Origin of the sequence: Salmonella sp. 32120201201600049SM (assembly GCF_017572835.1) — a bacterium.
GTDB classification, from domain to species: Bacteria; Pseudomonadota; Gammaproteobacteria; order Enterobacterales; family Enterobacteriaceae; genus Salmonella; species Salmonella enterica.
Genome location: NZ_JAGESA010000018.1, coordinates 1 through 22,804, shown reverse-complemented (window position 1 = coordinate 22,804; position 22,804 = coordinate 1). Strand labels below are relative to the sequence as shown.

The following is a 22,804-nucleotide window of genomic DNA, read 5'->3' as shown; positions in this document are numbered from 1 at the left end:
TAATTGGGTATTATGTGCGAAGTTGTGGTGAAGGAATCCTCTATGAAGCAAATTCGTATGCTGGCGCAATACTATGTCGACCTGATGATGAAATTGGGTCTGGTGCGCTTTTCCATGCTCCTAGCGTTGGCATTGGTGGTGCTGGCGATTGTCGTGCAGATGGCGGTGACCATGGTGCTGCATGGTCAGGTTGAAAGTATCGACGTTATTCGTTCCATCTTTTTTGGCCTGTTAATTACGCCCTGGGCGGTCTATTTCTTATCCGTTGTTGTTGAACAACTGGAAGAGTCAAGGCAGCGACTGTCGCGTCTGGTGCAAAAGCTGGAGGAGATGCGCGAGCGCGATCTCAAGCTTAACGTACAGTTGAAGGACAATATTGCCCAGCTTAATCAGGAAATTGCCGATCGCGAAAAAGCGGAAGCGGAGCTGCAAGAGACATTTGAACAGCTAAAAGTAGAAATTAAAGAGCGTGAAGAAGCGCAAATCCAGCTAGAACAGCAATCCTCTTTTCTGCGCTCCTTTCTGGACGCCTCGCCGGATTTGGTTTTTTATCGTAATGAGGATAAAGAATTTTCCGGCTGTAACCGCGCAATGGAATTGCTAACCGGCAAGAGCGAAAAACAGCTGGTGCATTTGAAGCCGGAAGATGTGTACTCTCCCGAAGCGGCGGAGAAAGTCATTGAAACCGACGAAAAAGTATTCCGCCATAACGTCTCCCTGACCTACGAACAGTGGCTGGATTACCCGGACGGACGAAAGGCCTGCTTTGAAATTCGTAAAGTGCCTTATTACGACCGTGTCGGTAAACGTCATGGCCTGATGGGATTTGGTCGTGATATTACCGAACGTAAGCGTTATCAGGACGCGCTGGAGCGCGCCAGCCGCGACAAGACCACGTTTATCTCTACCATCAGTCATGAGCTGCGCACCCCGCTTAACGGCATCGTCGGTTTAAGCCGCATCCTGCTGGATACCGATCTCACCGCCGAACAGGAAAAATACCTTAAGACAATCCATGTCTCCGCCGTGACGTTAGGCAATATTTTCAATGATATCATTGATATGGATAAGATGGAGCGGCGTAAGGTTCAGCTTGATAACCAACCCATTGATTTCACCAGCTTTATGGCCGATCTGGAAAACCTTTCCGGTTTGCAGGCGCAGCAAAAAGGGCTACGTTTTGTGCTTGAGCCGACGCTGCCGTTGCCGCACAAAGTCATTACCGACGGAACGCGTCTGCGCCAGATTTTATGGAATTTGATCAGCAATGCGGTGAAGTTTACTCAGCAGGGCCAGGTGACGGTGCGGGCGCGCTATGATGAAGGCGACATGCTGCACTTTGAAGTGGAAGATTCCGGGATCGGCATTCCGCAGGATGAGCAGGATAAAATTTTCGCCATGTATTATCAGGTGAAAGACAGTAACGGCGGCAAACCGGCAACGGGTACCGGTATCGGGCTGGCGGTCTCCCGTCGGCTGGCGAAAAATATGGGCGGCGATATTACCGTTTCCAGTCTGCCGGGCAAAGGATCGACCTTTACGCTAACGGTTCATGCGCCAGCGGTGGCGGAAGAGGTGGAGGACGCCTTTGATGAAGACGACATGCCGCTGCCCGCGCTGCATGTTCTGCTGGTCGAAGATATTGAACTGAACGTGATTGTGGCGCGTTCAGTACTGGAAAAACTGGGGAACAGCGTGGATGTCGCGATGACCGGCAAGGCGGCGCTGGAGATGTTCGCGCCGGGAGAATACGACCTGGTCTTACTGGATATTCAGCTACCGGATATGACGGGTCTGGATATCGCCAGAGAACTGACCCGTCGCCACACGCGGGAAGATTTACCGCCGCTGGTAGCGCTTACGGCTAACGTTCTGAAAGATAAAAAAGAGTATCTGGACGCTGGTATGGACGATGTGCTGAGTAAGCCGCTGTCGGTGCCGGCCTTAACCGCGATGATTAAAAAATTCTGGGATGCCACCGATAAAGAGGAGAGTACCGTGACGCCTGAAGAGAGCGATAAAGCGCAAGCGCTGCTGGATATCCCGATGCTGGAACAATACATCGAGTTGGTTGGGCCTAAATTGATCACCGACGGTCTCGCGGTGTTTGAAAAAATGATGCCTGGCTATTTAAGCGTGCTGGAGTCCAATCTGACGGCGCGTGACAAAAAAGGCGTCGTTGAGGAAGGGCATAAGATTAAAGGCGCCGCCGGTTCGGTAGGGCTGCGTCATCTGCAACAGCTTGGCCAGCAAATCCAGTCGCCGGATCTTCCCGCCTGGGAAGATAACGTCGCGGAATGGATTGAAGAGATGAAGCAGGAGTGGCAGCACGATGTCGCGGTGCTGAAAGCCTGGGTGGCAAACGCGGAAAAAAAATGACCCCGGTTTGACCGGGGTGCGCGAATACTGCGCCAACACCAGGGAAATCGTGGCTGCGCCGTGCTTATTATGATGATGTCAAAGGCGCAGTCCTGTTTTCAGGCCGCACGCAGTTAAGATAGCAAATCCTAAATGATTTGTTACATGAATCATTTAAATGTGTGAAGCGTAGCATTTTAATCAAAATTATTAATGGGCTTGAGTCGGTTGCAGGAGGATGTTCACCATGAAAAAAATTGGCGTAGTGCTCAGCGGATGCGGCGTCTATGACGGCACCGAAATTCATGAGGCCGTTCTGACGCTGTTGGCCATTGCCCGCAGCGGCGCGCAGGCTGTCTGCTTCGCGCCGGATAAACCACAAGCGGATGTTATTAATCACCTGACCGGCGAAGCGATGGCGGAAACGCGTAACGTCCTGATTGAGGCGGCGCGTATTACGCGGGGCGATATTCGTCCCCTGTCCCAGGCTCAACCAGAGGAACTGGATGCGCTCATTGTGCCTGGTGGTTTCGGCGCGGCGAAGAACCTGAGTAATTTCGCCAGCCAGGGGAGCGAATGCCGGGTGGATAGCGATGTCGTCGCGCTGGCGAAGGCCATGCACCAGTCCGGCAAGCCGCTGGGATTCATCTGTATCGCGCCCGCAATGTTGCCGAAAATCTTTGACTTCCCGCTACGTCTGACAATAGGGACGGATATTGATACCGCTGAAGTACTTGAAGAGATGGGCGCCGAACACGTACCTTGCCCGGTTGATGATATCGTTGTGGACGAGGATAACAAGGTCGTGACCACCCCTGCCTATATGCTGGCGCAGGATATCGCCCAGGCGGCAAGCGGCATTGATAAATTAGTGTCGCGCGTGCTGGTTCTGGCGGAATGAGCAAACGACGCATCGCGCCGTTAACGTTTTTGCGCCGTCTACTTTTACGTATCCTTGCTGCGCTCGCCGTCTTTTGGGGCGGCGGCATTGCGCTGTTTAGCGTGGTTCCGGTGCCTTTTTCGGCGGTGATGGCGGAACGGCAGATTAGCGCCTGGCTCGGCGGAGAGTTCGGTTATGTGGCGCATTCTGACTGGGTCAGTATGGCGGATATCTCGCCGTGGATGGGGCTGGCGGTAATTGCGGCGGAAGACCAGAAGTTCCCTGAGCACTGGGGCTTTGATGTTCCGGCGATTGAAAAAGCGCTGGCGCATAATGAGCGGAATGAGAGCCGTATTCGCGGCGCCTCTACGCTTTCGCAGCAAACGGCGAAAAATCTCTTTTTATGGGATGGACGCAGTTGGCTGCGCAAAGGTCTGGAGGCTGGGCTAACGCTGGGCATTGAAACTGTCTGGAGCAAAAAGCGCATCCTCACGGTTTATCTGAATATCGCGGAGTTTGGCGATGGTATTTTTGGCGTGGAGGCTGCGGCACAACGGTATTTTCATAAACCTGCCAGTCGCTTGAGTATGTCTGAAGCCGCGTTGCTGGCGGCGGTATTGCCAAATCCGTTACGCTATAAGGCGAATGCGCCTTCCGGCTATGTGCGTAGCCGGCAGGCGTGGATTATGCGCCAGATGCGCCAACTGGGCGGGGAATCTTTTATGACGCGCAACCAGCTTAATTAATTTTGTCGAATGGCGGCGCGAACGCCTTATCCGGCCTGCGATCTGTGTCGTCCGGGCCTGATAAGCACAGGCCATTAAGCTTCGTGAGAAGTAAGCGCCAGCCGTTTCTTGTCTTTTGGCTGCGCGTCCCTCTCCAGGGCAACGGCCAGCGCAGGCTGGGCGATAAACCGCTGCCACACTCTCTCCAGTTTGCGTTCACAGCACCATGTTGACCAGGTTGCCAGCGGGATAACGGTACTTTCCCCCAGATTGTCGCAAACCACCGGAACCACTTCTGACTCGCTGATACGCTGGCACAGGATATTTTGCGGCTTCAGCGACATCGTCACAATATGGTTATCCAGCAGGTAACGTTTCAGTTTTTTCAGTAGCCGCCGCAGGACAGCGACATCCTCTTCATAACGACATTGCGCGGCGAACTCGGTCAGGGTAATAGAGGGCGCGCCGTTGAAATCGGTAATCATGTCGTAGACATAGCCGGTGCCGCAATCGGTTTCTACCGTGCCGTAATAACGGGGGATAGCGCTCCAGTCCGTCAGGTAGCGGGACAGATGCGCATAGTAGCTCAGTTCACGCCGAATCTCTTTATCACCGCCGTGGTCACGGTTGTAAATAACTTTTATGCAACGCCGGGCATTATCCGGATGCGTATAGCATTTACGATGTCGACCAGCGCCCAGCGGAGTCTGTTTGGATAAGAGGATCATGGCAAGTCCTGGAAAAATTTATTCACATAAATTTAGTATGGACAAAGAACTTAAACAAAACCTAAACGAAATTTTTTAAGGTTTTCTTAATGTTTTTATGCATAGGTAAAGCGCACGAAATGTACAAATCTTACGAAAGGGTGGGGCTGCGGGACAAGTGGCAGGCAGGCGTAACACGCCCGGTTTTGGGGTGACTGTCATCAAATACCGGGACGGCGTTGGGGGAAAATAGGGTATAGAGGGGGAGGTTTAGTCTTCGTCAAAGCCGGAATTGAACAGCGCGATAACCGCCGCCAGCGCTTCAACTTCTTGCGGGCCGGTGGCTTCAATTTCGATCTGACGCCCTTTGGCGGAGTCGAGCATTAACAGAGCGATGACGCTATTTGCTTCCGCTTCGGTGCCTTCGTCATTGCGTAATAGCACCTCGGCGTCAAAACCCTGCATCAGTTCGAAAAGCTTCATGGCAGGCCGGGCATGCATGCCCAGCTTATTGGTGACTTCAACAGTTTGCTTTACGGTCATGTTTTGCGTTTTTCCAGCGTGCGATGGCGAGACTGGACATTTTTACCGCGCGAGCGGAAGTAGTCTGCCAGCTGTTCTGCAATATACACCGAACGGTGTTTCCCGCCGGTACAACCGATAGCGACGGTAAGGTAGCTGCGGTTGTTGGTCTCCAGCATCGGTAACCATAGCTCAAGATAGCTGCGAGTCTGATAGATAAAATTGTGAACTTCTGTGTGTCGGTCAAGAAACGCGGCTACCGGCTTATCAAGCCCGGTCATGGGGCGCAGTTTTGGATCCCAGTGCGGGTTGGGCAGAAAGCGGACATCAAACACATAGTCCGCATCAATCGGGATACCATGTTTAAAGCCGAAGGACTCAAATACCATCGTCAGTTCACGCTCGCGTTTGCCCAACAGCCGGGTACGCAGCATCTCCGCCAGCTCATGGACGGACATTTCTGAAGTGTCGACGATCAGATCCGCACGTGAGCGTAACGGCTCCAGCAAGTCACTCTCTTTATCGATCGCACTCTCTAAAGAAAGATTTTTGCTGGAAAGCGGATGCAAACGGCGCGTGTCGCTGTAGCGGCGAATCAAGGTATTGCGGTCGGCGTCAAGAAACAGCAATTGCGGCGAGAAAGCGCCAGGCAGATTATTCATCGCCTGTTCAAAAATCTCAGGTGATTCAGGCATATTGCGCACATCAATGCTGACGGCGGCGGAAATCTGGCGATCGGCCAGCGTTCGCGCCAGATCGGGCAACAGCACGACGGGGAGGTTATCCACGCAGTAAAATCCCATATCTTCCAGCGCGCGCAGAGCGACAGATTTACCTGATCCGGAACGCCCGCTGACGATCATCAGTACCATGTACCGTTTCTCCTCACAACGACAGAAATAAATGCCATTGAGTTGTTATGCCTCATTCTGCTCACCTTCGGTGTCAGTAATGATTTGATACAGCTCTTCATCATTCAGCGCCGCGCGCAGGCGGCGGCAGATCGTTTTATCCGCCAGACGTTTCGCCACCAGCGACAGCGTGTGCAGATGCGTTTTAGTTTGATCGGCGGGCACCAGCAGGGCGAAGAGGAGATCGACCGGCTGGTTATCGATGGCGTCGAACGCGATCGGCGTTTCGAGCTGAACGAACACACCGACGGCGCGTAAGGTATCTTCTTCCAGTTTCCCGTGCGGGATGGCGATACCATTACCAATACCGGTACTGCCCATTTTTTCGCGTGTCAGAATGGCTTCAAACACGACCTGAGGAGGTAAACTGAGCTGTTTTGCCGCCAGTTCGCTGATGATTTCCAGCGCGCGTTTCTTACTCTGACAATGAACGCCGCTACGCGTACACTCCTGGTTAAGTACACTGCTCAGTTGTAGAGTCGTATCGTTATTTATCATAATTTCACCTAAGAACCTGTCCTGTCAGGTTGATGGCCAGGTTCGGAGCGCTAACTGTACAAATGGCCCGTTGTGTCACACAACAGGCCGCCCTGCACTGGCTAACTGCCCGGACAATTAGTGTTGTTTCAGTTTATCTTTATGCCTGGTTAACTGCCTTGCCAGTTTATCAATCAAGCCGTCAATGGCGGCATACATATCCTGGCCTTCCGCGCTGGCGTGAATTTCGCCGCCGTTAACGTGTAGCGTCGCATCCGAGATGTGCGTGACCTTCTCCACTTTCAACACCACGTATACCTGATTAATCCGCTCAAAATACTGTTCAAGTTTGGCGAATTTTGTCGTCACAAATTCACGCAGGGCTTCAGTAATTTCGACATTATGTCCGGTGATATTGAGCTGCATAGTGTCTTCCTTATCGGTTGGGTCAAACCAGCTGTTTGCGTTGGTTTGACGGCGGAATGGATAAAGACTCTCGGTACTTCGCAACAGTGCGGCGCGCCACCATGATACCTTGTTCTGACAGCAGAGAGGTTAACTTGCTGTCGCTCAGTGGTTTCGCGGGGTTTTCCGCCGCAATTAACTTCTTCACCAGCGCGCGAATCGCGGTGGAAGAGGCTTCGCCTCCGCCTTCGGTATTGACGTGGCTGGAAAAGAAATATTTGAGTTCAAAAATACCGCGCGGGCTGTGCAAATACTTCTGCGTGGTCACGCGGGATATAGTGGATTCGTGCATCTCGACGGCCTGGGCGATATCCGCCAGTACCATCGGTTTCATATATTCTTCGCCCTGTTCAAAAAAGGCTTGCTGTTGCTCGACGATGCAGCGACTGACGCGCAGCAGCGTGTCGTTACGGCTTTCAAGGCTTTTTATCAGCCATTTCGCATCCTGTAAATTACTGCGGATGAACTGGCTGTCGGCATCGTTGCGCGCGCTATTGCACATGGCGGCATAGTGCTGGTTAATCTGTAAACGGGGAATACTGTCGCTATTAAGCTCCACCGTCCAGCGACCGTTATGCTTGCGTACCAGCACATCCGGGATAACGTACTCCGGCTCGCCGGTCTGGATCGATTGACCGGGTCTGGGATCGAGCGACTGAATCAGGTTTACCGCCTCTTTCAGCACCTCTTCTTTTAGTCGGGTAACGCGCATCAACGTGCGGAAATCGTGGTTGGCCAGCAGATCAAGGTGATCGCAGATAATAAGCCGCGCCTCTTCCAGCCACGGCGTGGATTTGTCGAATTGTGAAAGCTGGATCAGCAGACAGTCGCGAAGATCTTTTGCCGCGACGCCTACCGGATCAAAACGCTGAATGCGCTTCAGAACGGCTTCGACCTCATCGAGATCCACCTCTACATCGCCCATGCTTTCGCGAATTTCGTCCAGGGATACGGTGAGATAACCGGTATCATCTACCGCATCGACAATGGATGTCGCAATAGCGCGATCGGTATCCGAGAAGGGCGTTAGCTCAACCTGCCACATCAGATAATCCTGCAACGACTGCGTCGTTTCGCCCTGATAGACGGGCAGCTCATCGTCGATATAATCGCCGCTGGGGCCGGACGGCGTCCCGGCGGTATAAATTTCATCCCAACTGGCGTCAAGCGGCAGCTCTTCCGGCATCTCTTTTTGTTCGAGCGCGTCGGCGGTATCGAGAGGATCGTTATCCTGAGGTTGCTGAGTGTCGATTTCGTCATGAAGATCGGTTTGCTCAAGCAGCGGGTTATTTTCCAGCGCTTGCTGGAGTTCCTGCTGAAGTTCCAGCGTAGACAACTGCAACAGACGGATGGCCTGTTGTAGCTGAGGCGTCATCGCCAGTTGTTGGCTAAGCCTGAGTTGCAAACCTTGCTTCATATTCAGAGTCGTTTTCTCCCGCTAGAGCAGCATAGCCCTCTACCCTATCAGAGTCTGAAGTCTTCCCCAAGATATACACGCTTAACGTGTTCGTCTTGCAGGATTTCTGTCGGCGTACCGTGGGCAATAAGGTGGCCCTGGCTCACGATATAGGCACGTTCACAGACTGCCAGCGTCTCACGGACGTTATGGTCGGTGATCAGCACGCCGAGCCCACTATCGCGCAGATGCTCGATAATGCGTTTGATGTCGATAACGGAAATAGGGTCAACGCCGGCAAAGGGTTCATCCAGCAGGATAAATTTGGGATTAGCGGCCAACGCGCGGGCTATTTCTACACGACGGCGTTCACCACCGGACAGCGCCTGTCCCATGCTGTCGCGCAGATGCTCGATATGAAACTCTTCCATCAGCTCGTTGGCGCGGTCTTCTCGCTGTTCTGCGGTCAAATCGTCACGAATTTGCAGTACCGCCATCAGGTTATCAAATACGCTGAGACGGCGGAAAATAGAGGCTTCCTGCGGCAAATAGCCGATACCGCGGCGCGCGCGCGCGTGCAGCGGCAGCAGACTGATATCTTCATCATCAATGATGATATTGCCCGCGTCACGCGGCACGATACCGACGACCATATAAAAGGTGGTGGTTTTACCCGCGCCGTTTGGACCGAGCAGCCCGACAATCTCCCCGGAGTTAACGGTCAGACTGACATCTTCCACTACGCGACGGCCTTTATAGGCCTTCGCCAGATTCTTTGCAGTTAATGTTGCCATAACGAATTAGTTACTCTTCTTTTGCGCCGGAGTCTGGCCTTTGTTTTTGTCTTGCAACTGCGACGGCACCAGAACGGTAGTGACGCGCTTGCCTTTCTCGCTGAAGGCCTGCATTTTCTGCTCTTTCACCAGGTAGGTGATTTTGTCGCCGGTAATGTTGCTGTCAAGCTGCTCCAGATAAGCGTTGCCGGTTAGCACCACAAAATCTTTCGCCAGCTCGTAATGCATATGGGAAGCGTGGCCTTTCACCGGCTTACCGTTGTCCTGCATCTGGTAGAAGGTGGCCGGATTGCCGTAACCGTCGATCACCTCTTTCCCCTGTTCGCCGCCAGGGCGGGTAACCACGACTTTATCGGCGTTGATCTTAATCGTGCCCTGGGTCATTACCACGTTGCCCGTAAAGGTCACGACGTTGCCTTGCATATCCAGCGACTGTTGATCCGAGTCAATATGAATAGGCTGTTCGGTATCGCCCGTGACGGCGAAAGCCGGAATGCTGGCGGCCAGCAGCGAGCCGGCAAGCATAAGATTAAGGCTGAGTTTGTTTGTTTTGAATTTCATAAGAGGTTCTAACCTTTTCAATCAGCTCGGCGTTCTTGCTGCGTAAGTTACCGCGCATTTTCAGTCCGCTGGAGTTAAATGTTGTGCCGTATAACGTCACCAGATCGTTCGAGGTAACATCCTGCGTCACCAGATTAATCTGCGCGTTATCGGTGGTAATTCTGCGTAATTGAGCGTCAGGCACCAGGGCGTTGACTTCAACATGGCCATACAGATAGAGCATCCGATCGTTAGTCAATTTGGCTTTATCGGCCTTGATCGACCATGTCGGCACTTTATCCTTATCAAAGGTGGTTAATACCGGTTGCGTAAACCATGAGACCGCCTGATCGGAAAAATATTCAACGTGCTGCGCGATCAGACGATAGCTCAACGCGCCTTCCGGACTGTACACGACGGTATCCGTATGCTCGCTTTTATACGTGGGATCGTTGCTGTTGACCATCACGGCAGCAGGATCGTCTTTATCCGCCAGATTGATACCAATCAGTACCAGAATGGCCAGCGACAGTAGAATGATAACCCAACGTCTGGTTTTACTCATATCGATTGCCCTTTGGCCTCATCCAGCTTGCCCTGCGCCAGCAGCAGCAAATCGCACACCTCACGTACCGCGCCGCGCCCGCCGGCAATGTGCGTCACATAGTCAGCGCGGGGGATCAGCAGCGGATGCGCATCCGCAACGGCAACGCTTAACCCCACTTTTTCCATCACTGGCCAGTCAATCAGATCATCGCCGACATAGGCAACATTTTCCGGCGCAATGGCCAGTTTTTCCAGCAGATCGCTAAAGGCGATCTGCTTATTCGACTGTCCCTGATAAAGATGGACAATCCCCAGCGTGGCGCAGCGATCTTCTACAAGTTTAGCCTTTCGTCCGGTAATAATGGCAACCTCGATATTGGAGGTCAAAGCACAGCGAATACCATAGCCGTCACGAACGTTGAAAGCCTTCAGCTCTTCGCCGTTATTGCCCATATAAATCAGGCCGTCAGACAATACGCCATCCACGTCCAGGATGAGCAGGCGGATATTCTCCGCTTTGGTCATGACATGGGTGCTGACGGGGCCATAACAGGTCGCAAGCGACGCACCTGCTTTACTCATCGTTAATTATCCTTGAGTTTCTACACGACGCCTGCACGCAGGAGATCATGCATATGTAACACACCGAGTAACTGGTCGCCATCAGCAACCAGTACGGAGGTGATATGGCGGGACTGCATTAAATTCAGCGCATCGACAGCGAGAATACCGGGACGCACGCGAATGCCCCCTGGCGTCATCACCTCGGCGATCCCCAACTGGCGCATATCGCCGCCCATATCGAACACGCGACGTAAATCGCCGTCGGTGAAGATACCGTCGATCTTCATGGATTCATCGCAAATGACGGTCATACCGAGATTTTTACGCGTAATTTCTAACAGCGCATCACGCAGGGTGGCATGTTTATTAACATGCGGGATCTCATCGCCAGTATGCATAATATCGCTTACGCGCAGCAGTAGCTTACGTCCCAGCGCGCCGCCAGGATGCGACAGAGCGAAATCCTCGGCGGTAAAGCCGCGCGCTTTTAACAACGCCACGGCGAGCGCGTCGCCCATCACCAGCGTTGCGGTGGTACTACTGGTAGGCGCCAGGCCTAACGGACACGCTTCTTTGGGCACTTTAACACACAGATGCACATCTGCCGCACGCGCCATGCTGCTTTCCGGTCGCCCGGTAATGCAAATTAACGGTACGTGCAGCCGTTTAAGCACCGGTATTAGCGCCGCGATCTCGCTGGATTCGCCGGAGTTGGAGATAGCGATAACCACATCCTGCGGCGTAACCATCCCTAAATCGCCGTGCGCGGCTTCGCCTGGATGTACAAAAAAGGAAGAGGTGCCGGTACTGGCGAACGTGGCGGCCATTTTCCGTCCGATATGGCCGGATTTCCCCATCCCCATGACCACCACTTTTCCGGTGCAGTTGAACATTTTTTCACAGGCCAGCGTGAAATGCTGGTTGATATATTGATCAAGCTCCGCCAGGCCTTCACGTTCAATTTCCAGGACCTCTTTGCCTGCCTGCTGAAAGTCAAACCCCGGTTGCAACGCTAAATGCGACATAATCCGTTTCCAGTTATCCAACAAGAAGTGGCGATAGCCAATAGAGCATCGCCAGCCATACGATAAACCCGCCGGTCAGCAGTATACCTGCGCCCCGGCCAATCTGGCGCGGATGCCGCCAGCAAAGTAAAGCGAAAACCACGCTAACCAGCAACATCACGCTATAATCACGCCCAAACGCCAGCGGGTTGATCTCCCCCGGCGCGATCAGCGCAGGCAGTCCCAGCACGATGGCGAGATTAAAAATATTGGCGCCAATGAGATTACCAACGGCAATATCATTTTCGCCTTTTCGCACGCCGGCAATCGCCGTCGCCAGTTCTGGCAGACTGGTGCCGACGGCGATGACTGTCAGACCGAGCGTTAATTCACTCATGGCGAAATAGTTCGCCAGCACCGTAGCGTTATCGATTACCATGCGCGTCGCCATCGGCATGATGACCAGCGCAATGCCCAGCCATAAGAACGCGACGGGGAGCCCGCCTTCGCGCGGCAGCTCCGCCAGTTGTTCGCGGGTGAGGCTGTCATTCCCCTGGCGTTCGGCCAGACGCGCGATTTTAACAATGAATAACAGCCATAGCACAGCCAGAAGCAGGAGAAAGATACCATCACTGCGACTTAACTGTCCGTCATGCAGTACGGAACCGGCTACCACGCTAACAAATAACATTAATGGCAATTCGCGACGTAGAACATCGGAATGCACGGTAAATGGACGAACCAGCGCCGCCAGCCCTAAGATCAGCAAAATATTGGTGATGTTAGAACCGAGCGCCGCGCCGACGGCCAAATCGAGCTGACCGTGTAGCGATGCGGCGGCCGACACAATAATTTCCGGCAGCGAGGTGCCGATACTCACGACCGTCATCCCGATGATCAGCGGGGGAATACCGAATGTACGGCATAAAATAGAGGCCGCAAACACCAGACGATCGGCGCCGTAGGCCACCAGAAGCAAACCAATTATGAGTAGCGCCATCGCTAAAAGCATCTAAAGTCCTTTCTTCAGGTATACTCGCCGGTCCCCTGGAAGGGATATCTGGAAGCCGTAACGAAGTCCTAATTTTGACTTTATGCGGCTAAAAAGTAAAACGAATGCCAGCTTTCGCTAACCCTGTCAGTTAATATTCTGTAATTATGTCGAACCCATGGTTAAATTCAGCGCCATGGTTACCTCAACAAGGCAATACGAAGGATGAATCAATGGGTCAGTCTGCGGCCAATTTAGTCGATATGCGCGACGTCAGCTTTTCCCGTGGCGAACGCTGCATTTTCGATAATATTTCCCTGACGGTGCCGCGCGGGAAGATCACGGCGATCATGGGGCCGTCGGGCATCGGTAAAACCACGCTGTTGCGCCTGATTGGCGGACAGATCCCGCCGGATAAGGGCGAGATCTTATTTGATGGCGAGAATGTGCCGGCCATGTCCCGTTCGCGGCTCTACACCGTCCGCAAACGTATGAGTATGCTGTTTCAGTCGGGAGCACTGTTTACCGACATGAACGTGTTTGACAATGTGGCCTATCCGCTACGGGAGCACACCAATTTACCCGCGCCGCTGCTAAAAAGCGTCGTGATGATGAAACTGGAAGCTGTCGGGCTGCGCGGCGCGGCAAAACTGATGCCTTCCGAGCTCTCCGGTGGGATGGCGCGCCGCGCCGCGTTGGCGCGCGCCATCGCTCTGGAACCGGATCTCATCATGTTCGATGAGCCGTTTGTCGGCCAGGATCCGATTACCATGGGCGTTCTGGTGAAGCTGATTTCAGAATTGAACAGCGCGCTGGGCGTGACCTGCGTGGTGGTCTCGCATGATGTGCCAGAGGTGCTCAGTATTGCGGATCACGCCTGGATCATGGCGGACAAAAAAATCGTCGCTCACGGTAGCGCTCAGGCGTTGCAGGAGAATACGGACCCGCGCGTGCGTCAGTTCCTTGACGGTATTGCCGACGGGCCGGTTCCGTTCCGCTATCCGGCGGGCGACTATCACCTTGATTTACTCGAAACAGGGAGTTAAGCCACTCATGCTGTTAAATGCGCTGGCAGCACTCGGACACAGCGGGATCAAAACCGTCAGGACGTTCGGGCGCGCCGGGTTAATGTTATTCAATGCGATTATCGGTAAGCCGGAGTTTCGCAAACATGCGCCGCTGCTGGTGCGCCAGCTTTATAATGTGGGCGTCTTGTCGATGCTTATCATTATTGTCTCCGGCGTATTCATCGGTATGGTGCTGGGGCTGCAAGGCTATCTGGTTCTGACCACTTACAGCGCGGAGACCAGTCTTGGCATGTTAGTGGCGCTTTCGCTGCTGCGCGAGCTGGGGCCGGTGGTCGCGGCGTTGCTGTTTGCCGGGCGGGCCGGGTCGGCGTTGACGGCGGAAATCGGCCTGATGCGGGCGACGGAGCAGCTCTCCAGTATGGAGATGATGGCGGTCGATCCATTGCGCCGGGTGATTTCGCCGCGCTTTTGGGCGGGCGTGATTTCGTTGCCGCTACTGACCATTATCTTTGTGGCGGTCGGTATCTGGGGCGGCTCGCTGGTCGGCGTAAGCTGGAAGGGAATCGACGCCGGGTTCTTCTGGTCCGCGATGCAGAATGCCGTCGACTGGCGTATGGACCTGGTGAACTGTCTGATAAAGAGCGTGGTGTTCGCCATTACGGTAACATGGATTGCGTTATTCAACGGTTATGACGCAATACCGACTTCTGCCGGGATTAGCCGGGCAACGACGCGTACCGTGGTTCACGCATCGTTGGCCGTTCTGGGGCTGGATTTTGTGCTGACCGCACTGATGTTTGGGAATTGAGTTCATGCAAACGAAAAAAAATGAAATTTGGGTAGGCGTTTTTTTGCTGGTAGCGTTGCTGGCGGCGCTGTTTGTTTGCCTGAAGGCGGCAAATGTGACCTCTATGCGCACGGAGCCGACCTATAAGGTTTATGCGACCTTCGATAACATCGGCGGTCTGAAAGTGCGTTCCCCGGTACGCATCGGCGGGGTGGTTGTCGGGCGGGTTGAAGATATCTCGCTTGATCCGAAAACATACCTGCCGCGCGTAACGCTCGACATCGAAGAGCGTTATAACCATATTCCCGATACCAGCTCGTTGAGTATTCGAACTTCCGGACTGCTGGGGGAGCAATATCTGGCATTAAACGTCGGTTTTGAAGATCCTGAGCTGGGAACGTCTATCCTCAAAGATGGGAGTACGATTCAGGACACCAAGTCTGCAATGGTGCTGGAAGATATGATTGGCCAGTTCCTTTATAACAGCAAAGGCGACGACAATAAGAATTCTGGCGATGCGCCAGCCGCAACGGAAGGTCATACTGAAGCCACAACGCCCGCGGGCGAAACGAAATAATCTCAGGAGAATTGAGGCATGTTTAAACGACTGATGATGGTGGCCCTGCTGGTCATTGCGCCATTAAGCGCAGCAACGGCAGCGGATCAGAGCAATCCTTATAAACTGATGAACGAGGCGGCGCAGAAAACTTTTGATCGCCTGAAAAACGAACAGCCGAAAATTCGTGCCAATCCGGATTACCTGCGAGACGTTGTTGATCAGGAACTTCTGCCGTACGTGCAGGTAAAATATGCCGGCGCGCTGGTGTTGGGCCGCTACTACAAAGAGGCGACCCCGGCGCAGCGTGAAGCCTATTTTGCCGCGTTTCGCGAATACCTGAAACAGGCCTACGGTCAGGCGCTGGCGATGTACCACGGCCAGACTTACCAGATAGCGCCTGAGCAACCGCTGGGCGATGCGACCATTGTGCCTATCCGTGTAACGATTATCGATCCCAACGGTCGTCCGCCGGTACGCCTGGATTTCCAGTGGCGCAAAAACACCCAGACCGGCAACTGGCAGGCGTATGACATGATTGCGGAAGGCGTCAGCATGATCACCACCAAGCAAAATGAGTGGAGCGACCTGCTGCGTACTAAAGGCATCGACGGCCTGACCGCACAACTGAAATCTATCTCTCAACAGAAAATTACTTTGGACGAGAAACAGTAATGACGCCGCAACTCACCTGGACGCGTGAGGCGGACACTCTGGTGCTGGCGGGAGAGCTGGATCAGGACGTGTTGGCGCCGCTATGGGACGCGCGCGTAGAAGCGATGAATGGCGTTACCCGTATCGACCTGAGCCAGATCTCCAGGGTGGATACGGGGGGACTGGCGCTGCTGGCGCACCTTGTGAACCAGGCAAAAAAGCAGGGCAATGCCGTGTCGCTGTCTGGCGTTAACGACAAGGTTTACGCGCTGGCGCAATTATATAACTTGCCCGAAGACGTACTTCCCCGTATGTAATGAATGCCGGATGGTTTATCCGGCCTACACTTCGCATGATCCCCGTAGGCCGGATAAGTTGCGTTAGCAGCACCATCCGGCACTTTTACCGCGCTGATTTATCAGCGTAATCTTTTGCTTATTTAAGACGGCGCGACTTTGCTCTAAGATGTTGGGCTGTTTTCACTATTTGACGAATAAAGAACCCATGGAAAATCATGAAATTCAGAGTGTGCTGATGAATGCCCTCTCCCTCCAGGAAGTCCACGTCTCCGGCGATGGCAGTCACTTTCAGGTTATTGCCGTGGGCGAGATGTTTGACGGCATGAGCCGGGTCAAGAAACAGCAAACGGTCTATGGGCCGCTAATGGAGTACATTGCGGACAACCGTATCCATGCCGTATCGATCAAAGCATATACCCCGGCGGAATGGGCGCGCGATCGTAAACTTAACGGATTTTAAGCTACGGGTAACCTGCCGGTAGCGGAGATGAATGCTTAACTGAGAATACAATAATGGATAAATTTCGTGTACAGGGGCCAACGACGCTCCAGGGCGAAGTCACAATTTCCGGCGCCAAAAACGCCGCGCTGCCGATCCTGTTCGCCGCTCTGCTGGCAGAAGAACCGGTAGAGATCCAAAATGTTCCAAAACTGAAAGACGTGGATACGTCGATGAAGCTCCTGAGCCAATTAGGCGCGAAAGTGGAACGCAATGGATCGGTACACATTGACGCCAGCCAGGTGAACGTGTTCTGCGCGCCTTATGATCTGGTTAAGACCATGCGCGCCTCGATATGGGCGCTGGGGCCGCTGGTTGCCCGTTTTGGTCAGGGACAAGTCTCTCTGCCGGGGGGCTGTACTATCGGCGCGCGTCCGGTTGATCTACATATTACCGGTCTGGAACAACTGGGTGCGACCATCAAGCTAGAAGAGGGCTACGTAAAGGCCTCCGTCGAAGGACGTCTTAAAGGGGCGCATATCGTGATGGATAAGGTCAGCGTCGGCGCGACCGTCACCATTATGTGCGCCGCCACGCTGGCGGAAGGGACGACCATCATTGAAAACGCCGCGCGCGAGCCGGAAATTGTCGACACCGCTAACTTCCTGGTTACGCTGGGGGCGAAGATCGCCGGGCAGGGCACCGATCGTATTACGATCGAGGGCGTAGAGCGTCTGGGCGGCGGCGTTTATCGTGTGCTGCCGGATCGTATCGAAACGGGGACTTTCCTGGTGGCGGCAGCGATCTCTCGCGGCAAAATCATCTGCCGTAACGCGCAACCGGACACTCTGGACGCAGTACTGGCGAAACTGCGCGATGCTGGCGCGGATATCGAAGTGGGCGAGGACTGGATTAGTCTGGACATGCACGGCAAACGGCCGAAGGCGGTCAATGTCCGTACCGCGCCGCACCCGGCATTCCCGACCGATATGCAGGCGCAGTTCACGTTGCTGAACCTGGTGGCGGAAGGGACGGGCTTTATCACTGAAACCGTCTTTGAAAACCGTTTTATGCACGTGCCTGAACTCAGCCGCATGGGCGCGCGTGCGGAAATTGAAAGCAATACCGTCATATGCCATGGCGTAGAAACGCTCTCTGGCGCCCAGGTCATGGCGACAGATCTGCGGGCATCTGCGAGCCTGGTGCTGGCGGGCTGTATTGCGGAAGGCACGACGATTGTGGATCGCATTTATCACATCGATCGCGGTTATGAGCGCATCGAAGACAAACTGCGCGCGCTAGGCGCGAATATTGAACGCGTGAAAGGCGAATAACCTTCTGTACGCTGAATAACCCCCGCGAACGCGATTGCGGGGGTTGTTTTACAGGCACTTACTCTACATTCTGTTTGTCTTTATTACGCGCTCTCATAAGCCGCGTTCTGTCGATAAACTCATGCGTGCGCGGATCGTGATAACGCGATGGCCAAATAACCCAGGGTTCCGTTCCCAATGCTTTCGCGATAATCAACTCTCCTTTCGGCCACGGGCGCGTTAATGCATTGGCCAGCGTGGATGAACTCAATCCATTCCGACGTGACTCAGCGGCCATTGAAGTCCCTTTTTTACGTAGTCCGGCAATGATATCGGCCGGATGCCAGTCAATAAGCTTGCTTTCCATACATCCATCACTCCTTAGATTAATCACTTACGGTTTTAACAACCCGACGACGTTCGATACTATAACGCTTCGTGAAGGAATGTTCTAAAAAGTTCATGTAAGTGGCGGCAATATTCAGAATATGCCAGGGTAAATCCTGGATGAGTATGTGAAAAACAGGCGGTAGGGTATCTGGAGTTTATTAGAACTTAATGGGATATCCCGCGCAGTACGCGGGATAAGAGAACGGCATTAACGATCGCGCTGCACCGCGATGTGTGCGAGACCGATTAGCGCCTCACGCCATGGGGTATTCGGCAATATCTGCAACGCGGATATCGCTTTGTCGGCTTCTTCTTCCGCTCGCTGACGCGTCCATTCCAGCGAGCCGCAGGTGGTCATCGCTTCCAGAACCGGTTCCAGAAGATGACGGCCATTACCTTTTTCAATAGCGGTACGGATCATCGCTGACTGTTCTGGCGTACCGTGGCGCATGGCGTGAAGCAACGGTAAGGTGGGTTTGCCCTCATTGAGGTCATCACCCACATTTTTACCGAGATGCTCGCCGTCGGCACTGTAATCCAGCAGATCGTCAATGAGCTGGAAAGCCGTACCAAGGTAGCGGCCATAGTCCTGCAACCCTTTCTCTTGCTCAGGCGTACAACCGGCAAGAATACCGGAGCACTGGGCGGCGGCTTCGAACAGACGGGCCGTTTTACTGTAAATCACCCGCATGTAATTTTCTTCGGTAATGTCCGGGTCATTCACGTTCATCAATTGCAGCACTTCGCCTTCTGCAATCACGTTGACCGCTTCCGACATCACTTCCAGCACTTTTAACGAGCCGAGGCTGGTCATCATCTGGAAGGCGCGGGTATAGATAAAGTCGCCGACCAACACGCTGGCGGCATTACCGAAAGCGGCATTTGCCGTCGCTTTGCCGCGACGCATATCAGATTCATCCACCACATCATCATGTAGCAGCGTCGCCGTGTGGATAAACTCGATCAGAGCGGCGATAGTCACGTGCGCGTTACCCTGATAACCCACCGCACGCGCGGCAAGAACGGCAATCATCGGACGAATGCGTTTTCCGCCGCCGCTAATAATGTAATATCCTAGCTGATTAATCAGTTGAACGTCGGAATTAAGCTGTTCAAGGATTGTCGCATTGACACCCGCCATATCTTGCGCGGTTAACTCGTTGATTTTTTCTAAATTCATCGCAAAAGCCGGGCTTATCGCCCCGATTATCCCATGTCTGAATGAGGTAACGTAGGGTTTATGGTTAGAAATATACCCTGATTGTACTGAAAAAACGCCGCAGATAAACGTTACCGTATGCGTTGTGTTTTTTTTCTTCATGTATTGATGGTAGCACTTGTCAAAGCCGTGCAATTTGCGTAATATTCGCGCCCTATTGTGAATATTTATAGCGCGCTCTGAATCATTGAAAGGTGTGCGCGGAAGCGGAGTTTTTTATGTACGCGGTTTTCCAAAGTGGTGGTAAACAACACCGAGTAAGCGAAGGTCAGACCGTTCGCCTGGAAAAGCTGGACATCGCAACTGGCGAAACTATCGAGTTCGCTGAAGTTCTGATGATCGCAAACGGTGAAGAAGTCAAAATCGGCGTTCCTTTCGTTGATGGCGGCGTAATCAAAGCTGAAGTTGTTGCCCACGGTCGTGGCGAGAAAGTTAAAATCGTTAAGTTTCGTCGCCGTAAACACTACCGTAAGCAGCAGGGCCATCGTCAGTGGTTCACTGATGTGAAAATTACCGGCATCAGCGCTTAAGATTAGGGGAGCAGATTAAATGGCACATAAAAAGGCTGGCGGCTCGACTCGTAACGGTCGCGATTCTGAAGCTAAACGTCTGGGCGTAAAACGCTTTGGCGGTGAAGCAGTTCTGGCAGGCAGCATCATCGTTCGTCAACGTGGTACTAAATTCCACGCTGGCACCAACGTTGGTTGCGGTCGTGACCACACTCTGTTTGCTAAAGCAGACGGTAAAGTGAAATTCGAAGTTAAAGGCCCGAAAAACCGTAAATACATCAGCATCGTTGCTGAGTAAGTTTTTTGTGGTCCGGTAACGGATGAAAGCCCCGCACCTGTTGCGGGGCTTTTTACATTCGATGGCCGACTAAAATATACCCGTGTGGCTGTGCGAATGCCGTTAACGGGTCTTTGCAGGGAACACGGCATGAAGCAGCAGGCAGGCATTGGCATTCTTTTAGCGCTCACTACCGCGATGTGCTGGGGAGCGTTGCCAATAGCAATGAAGCAAGTGCTGGAGGTGATGGAGCCTTCAACCATTGTCTTCTACCGCTTCTTAATGGCCAGTATTGGCCTCGGGGCGATACTGGCAGTAAAAAGAAAGCTGCCGCCGCTGCGCATTTTTCGTAAGCCGCGCTGGCTAGTTTTATTGGCGATAGCGACCTGCGGACTGTTCGGTAATTTCATTTTGTTCAGTTCTTCCCTGCAATATTTAAGCCCAACCGCGTCGCAGGTTATCGGCCAGCTCTCGCCGGTTGGCATGATGGTCGCCAGCGTCTTTATTCTGAAAGAAAAGATGCGCGGTACGCAGGTGATTGGCGCGCTGATGTTATTGAGCGGGCTGGTGATGTTTTTTAACACCAGTCTGATCGAGATTTTTACCCGACTGACCGACTACACTTGGGGCGTTATTTTTGGCGTAGGCGCGGCGATGGTGTGGGTGAGCTATGGCGTGGCGCAAAAAGTATTATTGCGACGTCTGGCCTCGCAGCAGATCCTGTTTTTACTGTACACTTTATGTACGATAGCGCTCTTGCCGCTGGCAAAACCGATGGTGATAGCGCAACTGAGCGACTGGCAGCTCGCCTGTTTGATTTTCTGCGGGCTAAATACGCTGGTAGGATATGGCGCCCTGGCGGAAGCGATGGCGCGTTGGCAGGCGGCGCAGGTGAGCGCGATAATCACGCTTACACCGCTATTTACCCTGCTGTTTTCAGATCTTTTATCTATGGCCTGGCCCGATTTCTTCGCCAGACCGATGTTAAACCTTTTAGGTTATCTCGGTGCGTTTGTCGTGGTTGCGGGCGCGATGTATTCCGCCATTGGTCATCGTATTTGGGGCGGTTTACGCAAGCATGAAACGGTGGTTTCGCAACCCCGCTCAGGCGAATGATTTACGGAGAATAAAATGAAGTTTGTTGATGAAGCATCGATTCTGGTCGTTGCAGGCGATGGCGGTAATGGCTGTGTGAGCTTCCGCCGCGAAAAATATATCCCGAAAGGCGGCCCGGACGGCGGTGATGGCGGCGACGGCGGCGACGTCTGGATGGAAGCCGATGAAAACCTGAATACGCTGATCGATTACCGCTTTGAAAAATCGTTCCGCGCTGAACGTGGTCAGAATGGCGCGAGCCGCGACTGTACCGGTAAACGCGGTAAAGACGTGACCATCAAAGTGCCGGTCGGTACGCGCGTTATCGACCAGGGAACCGGTGAAACGATGGGCGACATGACCAAACACGGTCAGCGTCTGTTGGTCGCGAAGGGCGGCTGGCATGGGTTAGGCAATACCCGTTTTAAATCCTCGGTTAACCGTACGCCGCGCCAGAAAACCAATGGTACGCCGGGCGATAAGCGCGACCTGCTGCTGGAACTGATGCTGCTGGCGGATGTCGGGATGCTGGGGATGCCAAACGCTGGTAAATCAACGTTCATTCGTGCGGTATCGGCAGCAAAACCGAAAGTCGCGGACTATCCGTTTACCACGCTGGTGCCGAGCCTGGGCGTGGTACGTATGGACAGCGAAAAGAGTTTTGTGGTGGCCGACATTCCGGGGTTGATCGAAGGCGCGGCGGAAGGCGCAGGCCTGGGGATTCGCTTCCTGAAGCACCTCGAACGTTGCCGCGTACTGCTGCACCTCATTGATATCGATCCGATCGACGGTTCCGATCCGGTGGAAAACGCCCGTATCATTATTGGCGAACTGGAAAAATACAGCCAGGATCTGGCGGCTAAACCGCGCTGGTTAGTGTTCAACAAGATCGATCTGATGGATAAAACCGAAGCGGAAGAGAAAGCGAAAGCGATCGCCGAAGCGTTGGGCTGGGAAGGGAAATACTATCTGATTTCCGCTGCCAGTCAGCTGGGGGTGAAAGATCTCTGCTGGGATGTGATGACCTTTATCATCGAGAATCCGATCGCGCAGGCTGAAGAAGCAAAACAGCCGGAAAAAGTCGAGTTCATGTGGGACGATTATCATCGCCAGCAGCTGGCTGAAGTGGAAGAAGACGCAGACGATGACTGGGATGACGACTGGGATGAAGACGACGAAGAAGGCGTCGAGTTCATCTACAAACGTTAATCTCGTAGCCGGATGGCGCTTACGCTTATCCGGCCTTGTATCCTGAACAGATAGCTGATTAGCTGTCAGCTATCTGAAACGGGAGAAGCTTGTATCCGGCCTGAAGACTCTGAGCTTCCGATGTAGCTTAAGCCTCCCGTTTCACCTTT

At 53.4% G+C, this 22,804-nt stretch carries 28 protein-coding genes; 14 read left to right on the top strand and 14 right to left on the bottom strand.

What is annotated here, in order from left to right; genetic code table 11:
* Positions 1 to 42: 42 nt before the first annotated feature.
* The 3 genes from arcB to mtgA all read left to right on the top strand — a co-directional run bounded on the left by arcB (position 43) and on the right by mtgA (position 3,984).
* Entirely contained in the window at positions 43 to 2,379 is a 2,337-nt protein-coding gene (gene arcB, locus J4650_RS21695) for an aerobic respiration two-component sensor histidine kinase ArcB (RefSeq protein ID WP_000809813.1), read from the top strand.
* Between the two features lie 226 nt (positions 2,380 to 2,605).
* Entirely contained in the window at positions 2,606 to 3,259 is a 654-nt protein-coding gene (gene elbB, locus J4650_RS21690) for an isoprenoid biosynthesis glyoxalase ElbB (protein ID WP_000719822.1), read from the top strand.
* Positions 3,256 to 3,984, top strand: a complete 729-nt coding sequence (gene mtgA / locus J4650_RS21685; protein WP_000044646.1) for a monofunctional biosynthetic peptidoglycan transglycosylase — start codon at positions 3,256 to 3,258, stop codon at positions 3,982 to 3,984. Before elbB ends, mtgA begins: the two co-directional genes overlap by 4 nt.
* A 74-nt stretch (positions 3,985 to 4,058) precedes the next feature.
* On the opposite strand, the gene yrbL is transcribed toward mtgA, so the two are convergent.
* The 12 genes from yrbL to J4650_RS21625 all read right to left on the bottom strand — a co-directional run bounded on the left by yrbL (position 4,059) and on the right by J4650_RS21625 (position 12,901).
* Positions 4,059 to 4,691: a PhoP regulatory network protein YrbL gene (gene yrbL / locus J4650_RS21680; RefSeq protein ID WP_000602200.1), complete on the bottom strand. Its 633-nt coding sequence runs from the start codon at positions 4,689 to 4,691 to the stop codon at positions 4,059 to 4,061.
* Between the two features lie 249 nt (positions 4,692 to 4,940).
* Positions 4,941 to 5,213, bottom strand: coding sequence for a PTS phosphocarrier protein NPr (gene npr, locus J4650_RS21675; protein WP_000216797.1), 273 nt, complete (start codon positions 5,211 to 5,213; stop codon positions 4,941 to 4,943).
* Positions 5,210 to 6,064, bottom strand: coding sequence for an RNase adapter RapZ (rapZ, locus tag J4650_RS21670; protein ID WP_000243749.1), 855 nt, complete (start codon positions 6,062 to 6,064; stop codon positions 5,210 to 5,212). Before rapZ ends, npr begins: the two co-directional genes overlap by 4 nt.
* 45 nt (positions 6,065 to 6,109) lie before the next feature.
* A complete protein-coding gene (ptsN, locus tag J4650_RS21665) occupies positions 6,110 to 6,601 on the bottom strand; it encodes a PTS IIA-like nitrogen regulatory protein PtsN (RefSeq protein WP_000609332.1) in 492 nt (163 codons plus the stop codon).
* Between the two features lie 117 nt (positions 6,602 to 6,718).
* The gene (gene hpf, locus J4650_RS21660; RefSeq protein WP_001176589.1) at positions 6,719 to 7,006 is read right to left on the bottom strand and encodes a ribosome hibernation promoting factor; all 288 of its coding nucleotides are present in this window, start codon (positions 7,004 to 7,006) and stop codon (positions 6,719 to 6,721) included.
* A 22-nt stretch (positions 7,007 to 7,028) separates the two neighbouring features.
* Positions 7,029 to 8,462, bottom strand: a complete 1,434-nt coding sequence (rpoN, locus tag J4650_RS21655) for an RNA polymerase factor sigma-54 (RefSeq protein WP_000809020.1) — start codon at positions 8,460 to 8,462, stop codon at positions 7,029 to 7,031.
* Positions 8,463 to 8,509: 47 nt separating this feature from the next.
* On the bottom strand, positions 8,510 to 9,235 hold the full coding sequence (gene lptB, locus J4650_RS21650) for an LPS export ABC transporter ATP-binding protein (protein WP_000224104.1): 726 nt from the start codon (positions 9,233 to 9,235) through the stop codon (positions 8,510 to 8,512).
* A gap of 6 nt (positions 9,236 to 9,241) precedes the next feature.
* Complete coding sequence (gene lptA, locus J4650_RS21645; RefSeq protein ID WP_000669770.1) at positions 9,242 to 9,796, bottom strand: lipopolysaccharide ABC transporter substrate-binding protein LptA; 555 nt, start codon at positions 9,794 to 9,796, stop codon at positions 9,242 to 9,244.
* Complete coding sequence (gene lptC, locus J4650_RS21640) at positions 9,765 to 10,340, bottom strand: LPS export ABC transporter periplasmic protein LptC (RefSeq protein WP_000047845.1); 576 nt, start codon at positions 10,338 to 10,340, stop codon at positions 9,765 to 9,767. The genes lptA and lptC overlap by 32 nt, the downstream gene beginning before the upstream one ends.
* Positions 10,337 to 10,903, bottom strand: coding sequence for a 3-deoxy-manno-octulosonate-8-phosphatase KdsC (gene kdsC, locus J4650_RS21635; protein ID WP_023994012.1), 567 nt, complete (start codon positions 10,901 to 10,903; stop codon positions 10,337 to 10,339). Before kdsC ends, lptC begins: the two co-directional genes overlap by 4 nt.
* A 20-nt stretch (positions 10,904 to 10,923) precedes the next feature.
* The gene (gene kdsD, locus J4650_RS21630) at positions 10,924 to 11,910 is read right to left on the bottom strand and encodes an arabinose-5-phosphate isomerase KdsD (protein WP_000018617.1); all 987 of its coding nucleotides are present in this window, start codon (positions 11,908 to 11,910) and stop codon (positions 10,924 to 10,926) included.
* A 13-nt stretch (positions 11,911 to 11,923) separates the two neighbouring features.
* Positions 11,924 to 12,901, bottom strand: coding sequence for a calcium/sodium antiporter (locus J4650_RS21625; protein ID WP_000922736.1), 978 nt, complete (start codon positions 12,899 to 12,901; stop codon positions 11,924 to 11,926).
* Positions 12,902 to 13,113: 212 nt separating this feature from the next.
* Here J4650_RS21625 and mlaF point away from each other — a divergent pair, with 212 nt between their 5' ends.
* The 7 genes from mlaF (at position 13,114) to murA (ending at position 17,977) form a co-directional block, all read left to right on the top strand.
* Complete coding sequence (gene mlaF, locus J4650_RS21620) at positions 13,114 to 13,926, top strand: phospholipid ABC transporter ATP-binding protein MlaF (RefSeq protein ID WP_000531566.1); 813 nt, start codon at positions 13,114 to 13,116, stop codon at positions 13,924 to 13,926.
* A gap of 7 nt (positions 13,927 to 13,933) precedes the next feature.
* Positions 13,934 to 14,716 carry a lipid asymmetry maintenance ABC transporter permease subunit MlaE gene (mlaE, locus tag J4650_RS21615; RefSeq protein WP_000925786.1) on the top strand — a complete coding sequence of 261 codons (783 nt, stop codon included), beginning with the start codon at positions 13,934 to 13,936 and terminating at the stop codon, positions 14,714 to 14,716.
* A 4-nt stretch (positions 14,717 to 14,720) separates the two neighbouring features.
* Complete coding sequence (mlaD, locus tag J4650_RS21610; RefSeq protein WP_001193591.1) at positions 14,721 to 15,272, top strand: outer membrane lipid asymmetry maintenance protein MlaD; 552 nt, start codon at positions 14,721 to 14,723, stop codon at positions 15,270 to 15,272.
* 18 nt (positions 15,273 to 15,290) lie between these two features.
* Entirely contained in the window at positions 15,291 to 15,926 is a 636-nt protein-coding gene (gene mlaC, locus J4650_RS21605) for a phospholipid-binding protein MlaC (protein ID WP_000476475.1), read from the top strand.
* Positions 15,926 to 16,222, top strand: a complete 297-nt coding sequence (gene mlaB, locus J4650_RS21600; RefSeq protein ID WP_000188843.1) for a lipid asymmetry maintenance protein MlaB — start codon at positions 15,926 to 15,928, stop codon at positions 16,220 to 16,222. Before mlaC ends, mlaB begins: the two co-directional genes overlap by 1 nt.
* A gap of 187 nt (positions 16,223 to 16,409) precedes the next feature.
* Positions 16,410 to 16,664, top strand: a complete 255-nt coding sequence (ibaG, locus tag J4650_RS21595) for a BolA family iron metabolism protein IbaG (protein WP_001518349.1) — start codon at positions 16,410 to 16,412, stop codon at positions 16,662 to 16,664.
* Positions 16,665 to 16,717: 53 nt separating this feature from the next.
* On the top strand, positions 16,718 to 17,977 hold the full coding sequence (gene murA / locus J4650_RS21590) for a UDP-N-acetylglucosamine 1-carboxyvinyltransferase (protein WP_000357286.1): 1,260 nt from the start codon (positions 16,718 to 16,720) through the stop codon (positions 17,975 to 17,977).
* Positions 17,978 to 18,035: 58 nt separating this feature from the next.
* On the opposite strand, the gene sfsB is transcribed toward murA, so the two are convergent.
* Both sfsB and ispB read right to left on the bottom strand, forming a co-directional pair.
* Positions 18,036 to 18,323 carry a DNA-binding transcriptional regulator SfsB gene (gene sfsB / locus J4650_RS21585; protein ID WP_000444167.1) on the bottom strand — a complete coding sequence of 96 codons (288 nt, stop codon included), beginning with the start codon at positions 18,321 to 18,323 and terminating at the stop codon, positions 18,036 to 18,038.
* Positions 18,324 to 18,554: 231 nt separating this feature from the next.
* Positions 18,555 to 19,526, bottom strand: a complete 972-nt coding sequence (gene ispB, locus J4650_RS21580; RefSeq protein ID WP_023994013.1) for an octaprenyl diphosphate synthase — start codon at positions 19,524 to 19,526, stop codon at positions 18,555 to 18,557.
* Positions 19,527 to 19,783: 257 nt separating this feature from the next.
* Here ispB and rplU point away from each other — a divergent pair, with 257 nt between their 5' ends.
* The 4 genes from rplU (at position 19,784) to cgtA (ending at position 22,655) form a co-directional block, all read left to right on the top strand.
* Positions 19,784 to 20,095, top strand: coding sequence for a 50S ribosomal protein L21 (gene rplU / locus J4650_RS21575; RefSeq protein WP_000271396.1), 312 nt, complete (start codon positions 19,784 to 19,786; stop codon positions 20,093 to 20,095).
* Positions 20,096 to 20,114: 19 nt separating this feature from the next.
* Entirely contained in the window at positions 20,115 to 20,372 is a 258-nt protein-coding gene (gene rpmA, locus J4650_RS21570; protein ID WP_000940593.1) for a 50S ribosomal protein L27, read from the top strand.
* Positions 20,373 to 20,501: 129 nt separating this feature from the next.
* On the top strand, positions 20,502 to 21,467 hold the full coding sequence (locus J4650_RS21565) for a DMT family transporter (RefSeq protein WP_000813052.1): 966 nt from the start codon (positions 20,502 to 20,504) through the stop codon (positions 21,465 to 21,467).
* 15 nt (positions 21,468 to 21,482) lie between these two features.
* On the top strand, positions 21,483 to 22,655 hold the full coding sequence (cgtA, locus tag J4650_RS21560) for an Obg family GTPase CgtA (RefSeq protein WP_000673556.1): 1,173 nt from the start codon (positions 21,483 to 21,485) through the stop codon (positions 22,653 to 22,655).
* The last annotated feature ends 149 nt before the right edge of the window (positions 22,656 to 22,804 follow it).